This is a genomic window from Xinfangfangia pollutisoli (assembly GCF_020179405.1).
Taxonomy (GTDB): domain Bacteria; phylum Pseudomonadota; class Alphaproteobacteria; order Rhodobacterales; family Rhodobacteraceae; genus Pseudogemmobacter; species Pseudogemmobacter pollutisoli.
Genome location: NZ_JAICBZ010000088.1, coordinates 1 through 14,639 on the forward strand (window position 1 = coordinate 1; position 14,639 = coordinate 14,639).

Genomic DNA, 14,639 nt, shown 5'->3' on the forward strand with positions numbered 1-14,639 from the left:
GGCGCTGCAGATCGGCCCGGCGGCGCAGATCCTGGGTCAGCCGCGCCGCCCGCGCCTCCAGATCGGCGCAGCTCGCGGCCAGCGCCGTCATCTCGTCGACCGCCTTCGCCCATTCGCCCCCGGCCTTGGGCCGCAGCGTCGCGGTGGCCAGCCGCCCAAGCGCCTCGGCCACCCGGGCCAGCACCTGATCCATCCGCCGCCCGCCGGTCATCAGCTCGATCTCGCCCGCGACCGAGGACAGCAGATCGCGCCGCGCCGACAGGCCCTTTTCGCGATCCGATTTCTCGGCCGCGCTGTTGCCTTCCGGCTCCATCCCCAGAAGCCCCTGCCGCACCCACAACAGCCCCGAGGGCCCGGCCAGCCCCTGCCCCATCAGCCGGTCGATCCAGGCCTCGGCCTCATCCTCCTGCGCGATCAGCCGGCCGCTGCCATCCAGCACCCGCGCCATGGGCCGGCCCAGCCAGCGCTTTTCCAGCCGGAACCGCCCCTCGGGCAGATCCAGTTCCACCGCCGCCTCGGGCGCGCCGCCGGAATGGGGCTGCAAGGCCTTGACCGGCGCGCTGCGGGCGCGATGCGGCTGGAAGAACAGCGCCTGCAGGGCGTCAAAGAAGGTGGATTTGCCAAACTCGTTCGGCTCGGACAGAACGGCGATGCCGTCGCCGATCCCGTCGATCCGGGCGCGCTGGCCGGCGAAGCGGCGCAGATTGGTGACTTCCAGCGCGCGCAGCTTCATGCCTGATCCCCCTGCGCCAGGGCAAACAGCCGCGCCAGCGCCGTGGCCGCGATCTGGCGGTCTTCCTCGGCGCGGGCAGGATCGACGCTTTCGGCCATCAGCGCCTCGGCCGCCTGGCGCAGCGCGCCCGAGCGGTCGATCCGGTCCAGATCGCCGCCCTGCACCTCGGCGGCAAGGGCCGAAAGATCGGCGTCGAACCAGCCGAAATCCGGAGCCGTTTCCGCAAGCGCCGCCTCAAGGTCTGCCCGTTCCGACAGGGTCAGCCGGCCGGTGACCGCCAGCCGCAGCAGGCAGTCGCGGCGCTGATCCTCGGCCGGCATCAGCGCGGCCAGCCGGGCCGCGGCCTGGTCGCCCGGCAGAAGGTCCAGCGCCGGGCGCAGCCAGCGGAACTGGCCGGTGGGCCGGGGCATCACCTCGGCCGCGGCACCGGGGCCGGCCAGCGTGACCGACAGGGCGGCCGGCGCCGTCTCGTGCTTGAAGCCGTCGCTTTCCGGCGTGCCGGAATACCAGGTCGCCGGGGTGACCTGCATCTGCCCGTGCCAATCGCCCAAAGCCAGGTAATCCAGCCCCGACAGCCGCGCCCGATCGGGCGGGATGATGCCGGGCGCGCCCTCTTCGCCCGAGAAATCGGTGATCGCGCCATGGCCCAGCCCGATGCGCAGCGCGCCTTCGGGGGTCGGGGACGACATCGCCTCGGTCAGGTCACGGCCCGGCCGGCGCTGGGTGCAGGGCGCGGGCAGAAGCCAGATCCCCGGCGCCAGCTCCTGCGGCTGGGGCAGGCTCAGCACGGTCAGGTTCGCCGGCGCATCGGCCGCGATCCGGCGCCACAGTTCCGAGGCCGCCAGACTGTCGTGATTGCCGGGCAGCAGCCACCAGCGCAGATCGGTCTCGGCCGCCATGGCCCGCAGCGCATGACGCAGGGTTTCCGGCGCCGGCGTCTCGGCATCGAATGTGTCGCCCGCCAGCAGCACATCCCGCGCATTCCCCGCCCGCGCCGCCGCCGCCAGCCGCGCGATGACGCCATGGCGCGCCTCGCGCAGGCGGTTGCGGATGGCTTCGGGGTAGCCGCCGAAGGCGCGGCCCAGGTGAAGGTCCGAGGAATGCAGGAAACGGCAGGTCACGGCGCACTTTCTTCCGGCGGCGGAACCGCCCGCCGCCGCGCCCAACTTGGCCCCGCTGCCCGTCCGGCGCAAGCCCAGTGCAAGCCCGGTGCAAGCCCGGCGCAGGCCGCCGCTTGCAGCCCGGGCCGCGAAGGTGCAAGTCTGGGCCGTGCCAGTCCGAGACCCCGATGCCCCAGACCCGCCCCGAGCGCAGCCCCTTCGTGGCCTTGCCCCTGCCCCGCGCCTTCACCCTGATCGAGCCCGGGCCGGTGACGCTGGTCGTCACCCATGACGGGCGGCGGGACAATGTGATGGTGATCACCTGGACGATGGTCATGGATTTCGCGCCGACCTTCGCGATCACCACCGGGCCCTGGAACCATTCCTGGGCCGCGCTCTGCGACCGGCGCGACTGCGTGATCGCCCTTCCGACGGTCGAGATGATCGACACGGTGATCGGCATCGGCACCTGTTCCGGCGCCCGGACCGACAAGTTCCAGCGCTTTGGCCTGGGCCGGGCTCGGGCCAGCCAGGTTGCGCCGCCGTTGCTGACCGATTGCCTGGCCAATGTGGAATGCCGGGTGGTCGAGGTGATCGAGCGCCACGGCATCGTGGTGCTTGAAGGCCTGGCCGCCTGGATCGACCCCGACCGGGCCGAGCGGCGGATGCTGCATGCGGTGGGCGATGGCAGTTTCATCGCCGATGGCGATCGGATCGACCGGGCCCAGGCGATGCGCTCCAAGCTGCCGCCGGGGTTGTGACGGCGGCAAGGGCGGGGGCAGCGACAGGGGCAATGACGGGAGACGAGCCGGGGGACGGGCCGGGCAATCCCGCGCTTGACCGGCGCCGCGTGCCGGCGCATCCTGGCCGCATGATCCGCCGTCACGACATGGACCGCTGTCCTGGCCCTGTTGCCGCCCTGCGCAAGTCGCAGGGCTGACCGCAGCGCCATTTCCCGACCGACGTTCGCCCGATCGACCGTCGCTGTCCCGCCCTTGGCCCTTTGGTCCGCCCGGAACCCGGCGCCCCCGCGCGCCTGTCCCCTTTCCGCACGGATCTTCTCATCATGAGCCTTCTTGCCGTCAAGGATCTGGCGCTGACGCTGGGTCAGCCGCTGTTTTCCGATCTGTCCTTCACCCTTGCCCCCGGCGACCGGCTGGGGCTGATCGCCGCCAATGGCCGCGGCAAATCCTCGCTTCTCGCCTGTCTGGCCGGCCGGATCGCGCCCAGTGCGGGCCAGATCACCCGGGCCCGTGGCCTGACCGTCGCGCTGGTGCCGCAAGAGCTGCCCGCCGCCCTGCTGCCCCTGACCCCGCGCCAGGCCGTCGCCGCGGCGCTGCCGCCCGACCAGGCCGAGGATCTGTGGCGGGCCGAGATCGCGCTGGACGATCTGGCCCTGGCCGAAGACTTGCGCGACCGGCCCCTGCAGGCGCTGTCGGGCGGCGGGCAGCGGCTGGCGCTTCTGGCCTGCGCCGCGGTCGTGGAACCCGATCTCTACCTGCTGGATGAACCCACGAACCACCTGGATCTTGCCAGGATCGGCCAGCTGCAGCGCTGGCTGGCGGCGCTGCCGCGGGGCGCGGCGGCGATCCTGACCAGCCATGACCGCGCCTTTCTGGATGCGGTCACGACGCGCAGCCTGTTCCTGCGCCCCGGGGCCTGCCCGCATTTCGCCCTGCCCTATTCCCGCGCCCGCGCCGCTCTGGATCAGGCCGACCAGGCCGAGGCGCGGCGCTTTGACCAGGATCTGGCCCGGGCGGGCCAGTTGCGCCGGCAGGCGGCGAAGCTGAAGAATATCGGCATCAATTCCGGCTCGGACCTGCTGACGCTGAAGACCCGCCAGCTGACCGAACGGGCCGAGAAGATCGAAGCCTCGGCCCGCCCCGCCCATCGCGCGCGCAGCGCCGGCGCGATCCGGCTGGACGCGTCCGAGGCACGGGCGCGGGCCCTGGTGACGCTGGAGGATGCGGTGATCCGCGCGCCCGACGGCCGGGCGTTGCTGCGCAGCGGGCGGTTGTGGATCGCGCCGGGCGACCGGGTGGTGGTGCTGGGCGCGAATGGCGCCGGCAAGTCCCGGCTTCTGCAGGCCGTGGCCGCGGCCGCGCTGACGGCCGCGGCGGATCCTGCAGCACCGATCCGCACGGCCGCCGCGGTGCAGCTGGGCATTTTCGACCAGATGCTGGACCAACTGCGGCCGGCCGAGACGCCCTTCGCCCTGGTCTCGGGCCGGGCCCGTGACGATGCACTGGCGCGCAGCACGCTGGCCGGCGCCGGCATCGCGCCCGATTGGCAGACCCGCCCCGTCGCCGCGCTGTCGGGCGGGCAGAAGGCACGGCTGGCGCTTTTGCTGCTGCGGCTGGCCCGACCGAATCTCTTCCTGCTGGACGAGCCGACGACACATCTCGACATCGAGGGGCAAGAGGCGCTGGAGGCCGAGCTTCTGGCCCAGGGCGCGGCCTGCCTGCTGGTCAGCCATGACCGCGCCTTCGTGCGCGCGGTGGGCAACCGCTTCTGGCAGATCCGCCCCGCCCGCCCGCTGCCGGTTCTGGACGAGGTCGAGGCGCCAGACGCCTATTTCGCCGCCATGGGCGCCCCGGATTAGCCGCGCGCCCGATGAGCCCGCGCGATTTTTCGCGACCGCCCGGGCAAATCCGGTCTAGGATCGGGGTCTCACAGCCGGGCCGGCCCATGCGCGCGCGTCTTGCCCTTTGCCTTCTGTGCCTGCTGGTCGCGGCGCCCCCCGCCCGCGCCGCCTGCAGGCTGGCGCTTGCGCTGGCGATGGATGTCAGCCGCTCGGTCGATGCGCGGGATTTCGCGATCCAGACCGGCGGGCTGGCCGATGCGCTGGCGCGGCCCGACATCGCCCGCGCCTTCTTTGCCCCTGCCGGCGATGTGGCGCTGGCCGTCTATGAATGGAGCGGCGAGACCCATCAGCAGGTGCTGATCGACTGGGTGGTGATCGCGCGGCCCGAAGATCTGGCGCCGGTGATCGCCACGCTGCGCGGCCTGCGCCCGCCGGCGGAGAAACTGTCCACCGCCCTTGGCCGCGGCCTGGCCTTCGGCCGCGACCTTCTGGTCCGCGCGCCGCCCTGTGACCGGCAGGTGATCGACGTCTCGGGCGATGGCCGCAACAATGCCGGCCCGACGCCCGAACGGATCTATGCCCAGGGCGGATGGGAGGGGATCACCGTCAACGGGCTGGCGATCGGCAGCCATGAATTGCAACTGACCGAATATTACCACGCCTCGGTGATCCGTGGCCCGGGCGCCTTTGTCGAACTTGCCCTGCGCCAGAGCGATTATCCCGAAGCGATCCGCAAAAAGCTGATGCGCGAATTGACCGAGGCGGTTTCGGTCTTGGATTGCCGCAGGGGGCTGGAATTCCCGACCGAAGCCTGCCGGATTTTTCGTTGAGTTGCGCGCGGGCCCGCGCAACTCTGGCCCACAGGCGACAGGCGAAGGCGGGAAACGTGACTTCGCCTTCTGGCGGAGGAGGACGGGAATGCGCGGAAAAGCGGTGATCCTGGCGCTGGCCCTGGCGCTGTCCTTTGCCGGGCCGGCTGTGGCCGAGCGGGTGGAGGTGCGCGTCTCGATCTCGCATCAGGTGATGACGGTCTATCACGAGGGGCGCCGGCTGTTCGACTGGCCGGTCTCGACCGCGAAGGCGGGAAAGATCACGCCCCTGGGCAGCTACCGGCCCGAATTCCTGTCACGCAACCACCGTTCCAAGCGCTACAACAACGCGCCCATGCCCTTCGCGATCTTCTATGACGGCAATTACGCCATTCACGGCACCGATCAGATCAAGCGGCTGGGCAAACCGGCCAGCCATGGCTGCGTGCGGCTGGACCCGAAGAACGCCCGCATCCTGTTCGAGATGGTGCGGTATGAGGGACTGGAAAACACCCGCGTGGTGATTGTGCAGTAGCCTGGCGGGCCCGGCTTTCGGCGAAGGCGCGCGGTGCGGGCCCGCCGGGCACGGGTTGCGCAGGCCGGGCTTTCCTTTCGCGGCTTTTGCGGTTAGGACGCCCGGCTGTAGCCGAGGAGTCCGCCCATGCAGGGAAGCGCCAACCTGAACCTGATGATCAAGGCCGCCCGCCGCGCGGGGCGCAGCCTGGTCAAGGATTTCCGCGAAGTCGAAAACCTGCAGGTCTCGGCCAAGGGTCCGGGCGATTTCGTCAGCCGCGCCGACCGCGAGGCCGAGCGGCTGATCAAGGAAGAGCTGATGGGCGCGCGGCCGACCTATGGCTGGCTGGGCGAGGAAACCGGGGCCGCGGCCGGCGCCGACCCGACCCGGCGCTGGATCGTCGATCCGCTGGACGGGACGACGAACTTCCTGCACGGCATGCCGCATTGGTCGATCTCGATCGCGCTGGAACACAAGGGCGAAATCACCTCGGCCGTGGTCTATGATCCGGCCAAGGACGAGATGTTCTGGGCCGAAAAGGGCGCCGGCGCCTGGCTGAACGACAATCGGCGGCTGCGCGTCTCGGCCCGGCGGCACATGGTCGAGGCGGTCTTCGCCACGGGCGTCCCGTTCGGCGCCAAGAAGACCCTGCCGGCGACGCTGCAGGATCTGGCCCGGCTGATGCCGGAATGCGCCGGCGTGCGGCGCTGGGGCTCGGCCGCGCTGGACCTGTCCTATGTGGCCGCGGGCCGGTTCGACGGCTATTGGGAACGCGAGCTGCAGGCCTGGGATGTGGCGGCGGGGATCCTGCTGGTCAAGGAAGCGGGCGGCATGGTCTCGGGCCTGCGCGAGGGGCAAGAGCCGCTGGACGGCGCGCTGATCGCCGGCAACGAGGCGCTGTTCGAGACGTTCCGCAAGGTGATCCGCGGCTGAGGCCGCGACAGGCCGGGCGCGCCGCGCCTAGCGCCGGCGCGGCACCCGCGGGATCGCGCTGCGCTGCAACGGGTATCCGGCCTGCGGATGCGGCGGCTGGCCCTGTGTTGCCTGCCAATAGCCCCCCGCCCCGCGCCGAAGCCAGACCGGCAGGGTCAGCACAAGCCCGGCGATGAAGCCACCGGCATGGGCCCAATAGGCCACCCCGCCCGCATCGGTGGGCGTGGCAAGGCCGGACACCAGCTGAATCCCGAACCACAGGCCCAGCACCAGCCAGGCCGGCAGGGCGAAGATGCGGAAGAAGATCACCAGGATCAGCAGCACATCGACCCGGGCCCTGGGAAACAGCAGCAGATAGCCCCCCATCACCCCGGCAATCGCCCCCGAGGCGCCGACCATCGGCACGGACGAGCCGGGATCGGCCGCGATCTGCAGCCCGGCCGCGGCCAGCCCTGCGGCAAGGTAGAACAGAAGAAAGCCGAAATGGCCCATCTGGTCTTCCAGATTGTCGCCGAAGATCCACAGAAACAGCATGTTGCCGGCCAGATGCATCCAGCCACCATGCAGGAACATATGGGTCAGAAGCGTCTCGTACCCCTCGCCCGACATCAGCCGCAGCGGCACCAGCCCCCAATGCATGTAGAAGCGCGCCAGGGCGAAATCCGACGTGGCGGCCGGATAATAGGCCAGAAAGACCAGCACATTGGCCGCCAGCAGCGCCAGGGTGACGAAGGGCGTGCGCCCCGAAGGGTTGTGGTCGCGGATCGGAAACATGGGCGCCATGTTCCGCATCGGCTTCGGCGGGTCAAGGCCGGGCTGCGCGCGCCCGCATCGCCGCGCCGATGACCGCCGCGATGCGGGGCCGGCAGGCGGCGGCTCAGTCCTCGGCCACTTCGGCCAGCAGCCTGGCATTGCCGCCCGCCGCCGTGGTGTCGATGCAGACATGGCGTTCCAGCAGCGCATGGCCGGCATCGGGGGCGCCGCCGACCAGGGGCAGGATCGGGCCCGGCCGCGCGGCCAGAGCCTGCGCCCGCAGGCGCGCCTGGTCCTGATCGCCCCACCACAAAGCGCCGGAAAAGCCCTGCAGCCGGGTCAGCGCCTCGGGCGGCAGGCCCGGCGCCTCGATAGGAAGCCCGCCCAGCGCCCGCAGCGCCTCGGCCTGGGCCAGGGCGGTTTCGCGGCCCGGACCCAGGCACAAAAGCGGCGCGCGCGGCACCAGATGCAGGCGGTTCGATTCGCCGGTGGGACCCGGCAGATCCAGCGGCTCGGGCGGGGCGGCGGGCGGCGCTGCCGCGGCCAGGGCCTGCGCCACCGCCGCTTCATCGGCCCCCGCGCCATCGGCGTGGCCCGCCAGCGGCGCCGGGGCCCGGGTGAAGCGCGTCAGATAGATCGGCCCGCCCGCCTTGGGGCCAGTGCCCGACAGGCCCTCGCCGCCGAAGGGCTGGCTGCCCACGACCGCGCCGATCTGGTTGCGGTTCACATACAGATTGCCGACCCGGATCCGGCTGACCACGCGCTGCACCGCCGTGTCGATGCGGGAATGGAAGCCGAAGGTCAGGCCGAAGCCGCGGGCATTGACCGCATCGACCACCGCGTCCAGCCCGCCGGCCGGGAAGGTCGCCAGATGCAGGACCGGGCCGAAGATTTCGCGCGGGATATCCGCGATCCCCGCCACCCGGATCACCACCGGCGCCAGGAAATGCCCCGCCGCCGGGCCCGCCGCGGCTTCGGCGATCACCCGGCCCTCGGCCCGGGCCTGATCGACATAGGCCAGGATCGCGGCCTTGGCCTCGGCGTCGATCAGCGGGCCGATATCGCTGGCCAGATCCCAGGGGTTGCCCAGCGACAGTTCCGCCATCGCACCCGCCAGCATCTCGGTCACCGGGGCGGCAATGTCTTCCTGCAGATACAGGCAGCGCAGGGCCGAGCATCTTTGCCCCGCCGACTGGAAGGCCGAGGCCAGAATGTCGCGCACCGCCTGTTCCGGCAGGGCGGTGGAATCCACCGCCATCGCGTTCAGCCCGCCGGTTTCGGCGATCAGGGGCGCGGTCGGGTCCAGATGCTCGGCCATGGCGCGGCGGATCGCCTGGGCGGTTTCGGTCGAGCCGGTGAAGGCCACGCCCGCCACACGGGAATCCGAGGTCAGCATCGCCCCCACCTCCCCGTCGCCGGGCAGAAGCTGCAGCGCGGTTTCCGGCACGCCCGCCCGCAGCAGCAGATCGACCGCGGCGGCGGCGATCAGCGGCGTCTGCTCGGCGGGCTTGGCCAGAACCGCATTGCCGGCGGCCAGGGCGGCGGCGATCTGGCCGGTGAAAATCGCCAGCGGGAAGTTCCAGGGGCTGATACAGGCGAAAACCCCGCGGGCGGGATGGGCCAGCCCCCCTGCCCCTTCGGCGTAATAGCGCAGGAAATCAACCGCTTCGCGCAGTTCCGACACGGCATCGGCCGGGGTCTTGCCGGCCTCGCGCGCGAGACACGCGAAGAGAAGGCCCGCCTCGGCCTCATACAGATCGGCGGCGCGGCGCAGCACTTCGGCGCGTTGGGCGGGCCCGGCAGCCCAGGGTTCGGCCAGGCGCAGGGCGGTGTCGACATCGGCCGGGCCGGCGGCCAGGACGAAGCCCACCCTCTCGCCGCTTGCAGGGTTCAGGACGGGCGCGCGCAGCCCGCCGGTCATCCGCCCGGCCAGGCGCGGGGCGGCTTCGAATTCGATCGTGGCATGGGGCGCCCGCGCGGCCTCGAACGCCTCAAGATCGGCCGTGTCGGTCAGATCCCAGCCCCGCGCATTGCGCCGCGCATCGAACAGCGCCGCGGGCGGGGTGACGGCGGGGTTTTCCGTGGGCGAGACCTTTTCCATATAGGTCAGCGGGCAGGCGGCAACCTGTTCCGGCGGCACCTCGTCATTGACGATCTGGTTGACGAAGCTGGAATTCGCGCCGTTTTCCAGCAGCCGCCGCACCAGATAGGCCAGCAGGTCGCGATGCGCGCCGACCGGGGCATAGATCCGGCAGCGGGTGCCGTGATCGGCCAGAACCAGGTCGTGCAGCCTTTCGCCCATGCCATGCAGGCGCTGGAATTCGAACGACCGCAGGCCCACGCCCATGCTCTGCGCCATGTCCAGAACCGCCGCCACCGTATGGGCATTGTGCCCGGCGAATTGCGGATAGATCCGGTCGGTCATGCCCAGAAGCTTGCGCGCATTGGCGATATAGCTGACATCGGTGGCCTGCTTGCGGGTGAAGACCGGGAAAGAGGCCAGGCCCAGAACCTGCGCCCGCTTCACCTCGGCATCCCAATAGGCGCCCTTCACCAGCCGGACCATGATCCGCCGGTCCAGCCTTTCGGCCAGCGCATAAAGCCAGTCGATCACCGCGCCGCAGCGCCGGCCATAGGCCTGCACGACGACGCCGAACCCGTCCCAGCCCTTCAGCGCCGGATCTTCCAGCGTGGCTTCGATCACCTCCAGCGACAATTCCAGCCGGTCGGCCTCTTCCGCGTCGATGTTCAGCCCCAGCCCGGCCGCCTTGGCCAGACCGCACAGCGCGCGCAGCCGCGGCACCAGTTCCTCGATCACCCTGGCACGTTTGGCGACCTCATAGCGCGGATGAAGCGCCGACAACTTGACCGAAATGCCCGGATTGGCGCGGATATCCCCGCCCTTGGCCGCCGCGGCAATGGCCGTGATGGCGCGGGAATAGGCCAGGTGATAGCGCCGCGCATCGGCTTCGGTCCGCGCGGCCTCGCCCAGCATGTCATAGGAATAGCTGTAGCCCCTGGCCTCCAGTTCCGCGGCCCGCGCCATCGCCTTTTCAATCGTCTCGCCCAGCACGAATTGCCGGCCCATTTCCTTCATCGCGCGCGACACGGCGGTGCGGATCACCGGCTCGCCCAGCCGCTTCATCGCCGCCTTCAGATGGCCGACGACGCCCGGCTCGCGGTCTTCCAGCACCCGCCCCGTCAGCATCAGGGCCCAGGTCGAGGCATTGACCAGCGACGAGGCCGAGCGGCCCAGATGCCGGCCCCAATCCGAGGGCGCGATCTTGTCTTCGATCAGCGCATCCATGGTTTCCGCATCTGGCACGCGCAAAAGCGCCTCGGCCAGGCACATCAGCGCGATGCCCTCATCGGTGGACAGGCCGTATTCGGCCAGGAAGACCTCCATCAGCCCCGGCCGGGACGAGCCGCGGATGCGCCGCACCAGATCGGCCCCCGCGGCGACGATGCGGGCCCGCATCTCGGGCGCCAGCGCCGCCTCGGCGATCAGCCGCGCGACCAGCGGCCCCTCGGGCGCCAGCGCCTGCCGCGCGATCACTTCCCTTGCCGCCTTCGCCCCGTCCTTGCGCATGGTCCACTCCTGCTGTCGGCACAGAGTAGCGCGAAAAGGACAGGCGTTTCGCCCGATTGAGTGCTAGATGTCAGGCGTATCGCCCGAAGATGAAGGGAAAGCCATGCCAAACGCCTCTGCCGATCTGGACCGCTTCGACCAGGCGATCCTGCGCATCCTGGCGACCGAGGGCCGGATCAGCGCCGCCGATCTGGCCCGCCGCATCGGCCTGTCGAAAAGCCCGGTTCAGGCGCGGCTGAAGCGGCTGGAAGAGACCGGGGTGATCGCCGGATATCGCGCCATTCTGGACCCGGTGAAGACCGGCCAGGCGCATGTGGCCTTTGTCGAGGTGCGCCTGTCCGACACGCGCGAGGCGGCGCTGCAGGCCTTCAACCGCGCGGTGGTGATGGTGCCCGAGATCGAGCAATGCCACATGATCGCCAGCCGCTTTGACTATCTGCTGAAGGTGCGCACCGCCGATATCGCCGATTACCGCCGCGTGCTGGCCGAACGGATCAGCGCCCTGCCCCATGTGGCCCAGACTTCGACCTATGTGGCGATGGAGGCGGTGAAGGATTCGGCCTGATCGGCGTTTGCCAATTCTTAGCGCTTTGCGCCGATCCTCGCGCTGGTCCCTGTCCGAGGTCTCCGATGTTTCGTACTCTTCCGATCAAGATCTATCTGCGCATTGCCAGCGGCCTGGCCATGGTGGCCATCGCCGTGACGGCGGGGCTTGGGCTGTTCAGCATGTGGGAAAGCAATGTCGGGCTGACCCATCAGGCCGATGCCAACCTGGCAATGCGCGACAGCATGTATATGGATATGCTGCATGACGGCATCTATGCCGGCGTCACCAGCGCGCTGCTCTTTGCCCAGCGCGGCGAGGCGGATCACCTCGCCGCCGCGGTGGACGAGGTGTCCGAGAATACCGGAAATCTGCGCCGGGCCCTGGAAGAGCTTGCCGCGACGCCGCTTCCGCCGGAACTGCATGATCAGATCGCCGCGACACGGGGCGATGTCGAGGCCTATGCCGCGGCCGCCGACCAGGTCGCCAAGCAGATCCGGACCGATGTCGCCGCAGCGATGGCCGACCTGCCCGCCTTCTATGCCGCCTTCGAGACGCTGAAAGCCTCGCTGGGCGAAGTTGCGACCAGTATCGAGGGCTTCGCCACCCAAAGCGCGCGCGACCTTGCCGCACAGAACCGCATGCTGATGTGGGTGCTGGTGGCGGTCTCGGCCGCGACGGTGCTTTTGGTCGCCTTGGGCAATCGCCGGGTCTCGAGCAATATCATGGCGCCGGTGGAACGCCTGCGTGGCGCCCTGGCCCAGGTGGCGGCCGGCGATTTCTCGATCCGCATCGGCGCGATCACCCGCAACGATGACATCGGCGCGATCGCGCGCGACATCGACATGCTGACCGAGGCGGTCAGCCAGGCCATGGCGCGCCAGCAGGAATTGCAGGCCGAAAGCCAGATGGTGATCGCGGCCCTGGGCCAGGGGCTGCGCGATCTGGCGCAGGGCGACCTGACCCGGCGGATCACCGACGGTTTCGGCGCCGAATACGAACCCTTGCGGCAGGATTTCAACGACACGATGGGCCGACTGGCGGCGATGATCGCGGATCTGGTGCGCGCCGGCGACGCGATCCACCGGATGAGCGACGATATCAGCCGCGCCTCGGGCGAATTGTCGCAACGCACCGAATCGCAGGCCGCCACGCTGGAAGAAACCGCCGCGGCGCTGGAACAGCTGACCTCCAGCGTGCGGTCGGCTTCTGAAAACGCGCAGGAAGTGGAACAGGCGATGGTGAATGCCAAGCTTGAGGCCGAGCAGAGCGGTCGCATCGTCGCCGGCGCCGTCTCGGCCATGACCGAGATCGAGAATTCCTCGGGCCAGATTGCCCAGATCATCGGGGTGATCGACGATATCGCCTTCCAGACCAATCTTCTGGCGCTGAATGCCGGGGTCGAGGCCGCGCGGGCGGGCGAGGCCGGCAAGGGCTTTGCCGTGGTCGCCTCGGAGGTGCGGGCGCTGGCGCAGCGCTCGTCCCAGGCCGCGAAAGAGATCAAGACGCTGATCGGCGCCTCGACCGACCATATCCATCGCGGGGTGGAACAGGTGAATGCAACCGGCACGGCCCTGACCACGGTGCTGGATCAGGTGGCGCGCATGGCCGAGTTGGTGTCGAACATCGCGCAGGGGGCGGTGGAACAGTCGCAGGGCCTGACCGAGATCAACACCGGCGTCTCGGCGCTGGACCGGGTGACGCAGCAGAATGCGGGCATGGCCGACAAGGTGGGTTCGGCCAGCCAGATGATGAACCGCGAAGCCGGCACCCTGGCCGAAGTGGTCGCCCGTTTCCGGGTCGACGACACCGCCCCCGCGACACGGCGGCTGGCCGCCTGAGCGGCGCGGCGCCCCCGCCGACTAGAATTGGCGATGGCGATGGCGATGGCGATGGCGATGGCGATGGCGATGGCCAAAGGGACAGCGGGTCAAGGCAAGCGCAATCTTCAGCTTGCCGGCCCAGGCCAGGTTTGCCGTCCCGGCCGGGCACCTGCCGGGCGCGGCGTGGCGGAAGGGAATGGGAGTCGAACCCACCCGGGACAGATCGCCTGCCCCAACCGGATTTGAAGTCCGGCCGCCCCACCAGGGACGATTCCCTTCCCCGAGCGCCCCGCCAAAAGGCCCGTGGCGAAAGCCCCCATTCAGGTCTGCGTCTTACGCCCCCAAGACGCGGCCCCCCCCCAAAGACCCGGCCCCCCTGACCCGGCCCCCTTGCCGACAGGCTCAGCCCATCCCCGCCGCCACCGCCTCAGGCGCGGCTGCCAGACCGGGTTCGGGCTCGAACAGGTCGCGCCTGTGTGGATTTATGCGGCGCAGATCGCCGCGCCGCAAGGTCACGCCCAGCCGGTCGAAATATTCCAGGATCTGGATCGCCACCTTGCGGCCATTCTGCACCCGGTCGCGAAACAGCGCGGCGGTGATCCAGCCCTCGGGCGCCCCGGCCTCGATCTCGACCAGCAGCCCCACCATCTCGGCCGTCACCTGCCGCGCGAAGAAATGGTCCTGCGCGATCTGATCGACCCGGCCCAGCCGCGCGCACATCCGCAGGACGCGGCGCAGATCGGCCTCTTCCGCGCCCAAGGCGGCGGCGAAATCGCGCACGCGCGGCGGGCGGAAGCGGTCGGCGCCGGTCAAAGCCGGCGCGACCCGCGCCCATAGCGCCTCATCTTCCACAGAGAGGCGAACCTCATGGTCCGGCAGGCGCAGGAAGGCCCCCTCCAGCACCAGATGCCCGGCCTCGGCTTCGGCGCGCAGAAAGGCCAGGAACGCCTCTTTCGCCAGGCGCGGGCGCAGGATCAGCCGCAGCTTTTCGCGCCCCAGCCCGACCAGATCGGGGTTTTCGCCGTGAAAGGCCGCCAGCGCGGTCTGCGCGCCCGCCTGCAAGGCCGCAAGCTGCGCCGCGGCAACAGCCTGAGGGCCCAGCATCGTGCCGCCTGCCGCGGCGACCAGCCGCTGCCCGGCCTCGGTCCCAAGCCCGCGATCGCGCAGGAAGGCCGCCAGATCGACCGGCGCCACCGCCAGCAGGCCGCGCAGCGCCGCGGCCGGATCGTCCAGGCCCGCCGCGGCCAGCAGCGCCAG

The 14,639-nt window shown here is 70.4% G+C and carries 12 protein-coding genes and 1 tRNA gene; 7 read left to right on the forward strand and 6 right to left on the reverse strand.

Annotated features, from left to right (window positions below; translation table 11 throughout):
- Positions 1-733: AAA family ATPase (locus K1Y73_RS18480; RefSeq protein ID WP_451923585.1), on the reverse strand; the 733-nt coding region annotated here is incomplete at its 3' end.
- Entirely contained in the window at positions 730-1,854 is a 1,125-nt protein-coding gene (locus K1Y73_RS18485; RefSeq protein ID WP_225029785.1) for a metallophosphoesterase family protein, read from the reverse strand. The genes K1Y73_RS18480 and K1Y73_RS18485, both read right to left, overlap by 4 nt.
- A 167-nt stretch (positions 1,855-2,021) precedes the next feature.
- Between K1Y73_RS18485 and K1Y73_RS18490 the strand changes: the two genes are divergently transcribed.
- The 5 genes from K1Y73_RS18490 (at position 2,022) to K1Y73_RS18510 (ending at position 6,673) form a co-directional block, all read left to right on the forward strand.
- On the forward strand, positions 2,022-2,594 hold the full coding sequence (locus K1Y73_RS18490) for a flavin reductase family protein (RefSeq protein ID WP_225029786.1): 573 nt from the start codon (positions 2,022-2,024) through the stop codon (positions 2,592-2,594).
- Positions 2,595-2,899: 305 nt separating this feature from the next.
- Complete coding sequence (locus tag K1Y73_RS18495; protein ID WP_225029787.1) at positions 2,900-4,435, forward strand: ATP-binding cassette domain-containing protein; 1,536 nt, start codon at positions 2,900-2,902, stop codon at positions 4,433-4,435.
- Between the two features lie 86 nt (positions 4,436-4,521).
- Entirely contained in the window at positions 4,522-5,247 is a 726-nt protein-coding gene (locus K1Y73_RS18500; RefSeq protein ID WP_225029788.1) for a DUF1194 domain-containing protein, read from the forward strand.
- 88 nt (positions 5,248-5,335) lie between these two features.
- On the forward strand, positions 5,336-5,761 hold the full coding sequence (locus K1Y73_RS18505) for a L,D-transpeptidase (protein ID WP_225029789.1): 426 nt from the start codon (positions 5,336-5,338) through the stop codon (positions 5,759-5,761).
- Positions 5,762-5,887: 126 nt separating this feature from the next.
- Complete coding sequence (locus K1Y73_RS18510; RefSeq protein ID WP_225029790.1) at positions 5,888-6,673, forward strand: inositol monophosphatase family protein; 786 nt, start codon at positions 5,888-5,890, stop codon at positions 6,671-6,673.
- 27 nt (positions 6,674-6,700) lie between these two features.
- On the opposite strand, the gene K1Y73_RS18515 is transcribed toward K1Y73_RS18510, so the two are convergent.
- Entirely contained in the window at positions 6,701-7,447 is a 747-nt protein-coding gene (locus K1Y73_RS18515; protein ID WP_225029795.1) for a rhomboid family intramembrane serine protease, read from the reverse strand.
- 103 nt (positions 7,448-7,550) lie between these two features.
- A complete protein-coding gene (gene putA / locus K1Y73_RS18520) occupies positions 7,551-11,015 on the reverse strand; it encodes a bifunctional proline dehydrogenase/L-glutamate gamma-semialdehyde dehydrogenase PutA (RefSeq protein ID WP_225029791.1) in 3,465 nt (1,154 codons plus the stop codon).
- 103 nt (positions 11,016-11,118) lie between these two features.
- Here putA and K1Y73_RS18525 point away from each other — a divergent pair, with 103 nt between their 5' ends.
- Complete coding sequence (locus tag K1Y73_RS18525) at positions 11,119-11,580, forward strand: Lrp/AsnC family transcriptional regulator (protein WP_225029792.1); 462 nt, start codon at positions 11,119-11,121, stop codon at positions 11,578-11,580.
- A 65-nt stretch (positions 11,581-11,645) separates the two neighbouring features.
- Positions 11,646-13,400: a methyl-accepting chemotaxis protein gene (locus K1Y73_RS18530; RefSeq protein WP_225029793.1), complete on the forward strand. Its 1,755-nt coding sequence runs from the start codon at positions 11,646-11,648 to the stop codon at positions 13,398-13,400.
- Between the two features lie 166 nt (positions 13,401-13,566).
- Here the strand turns inward: K1Y73_RS18530 and K1Y73_RS18535 are convergent.
- Positions 13,567-13,662, reverse strand: a tRNA-Sec gene (locus K1Y73_RS18535).
- Between the two features lie 122 nt (positions 13,663-13,784).
- Positions 13,785-14,639, reverse strand: an 855-nt coding sequence (locus tag K1Y73_RS18540; RefSeq protein ID WP_225029794.1) for a SelB domain-containing protein, incomplete at its 5' end; no start/stop codon positions are given.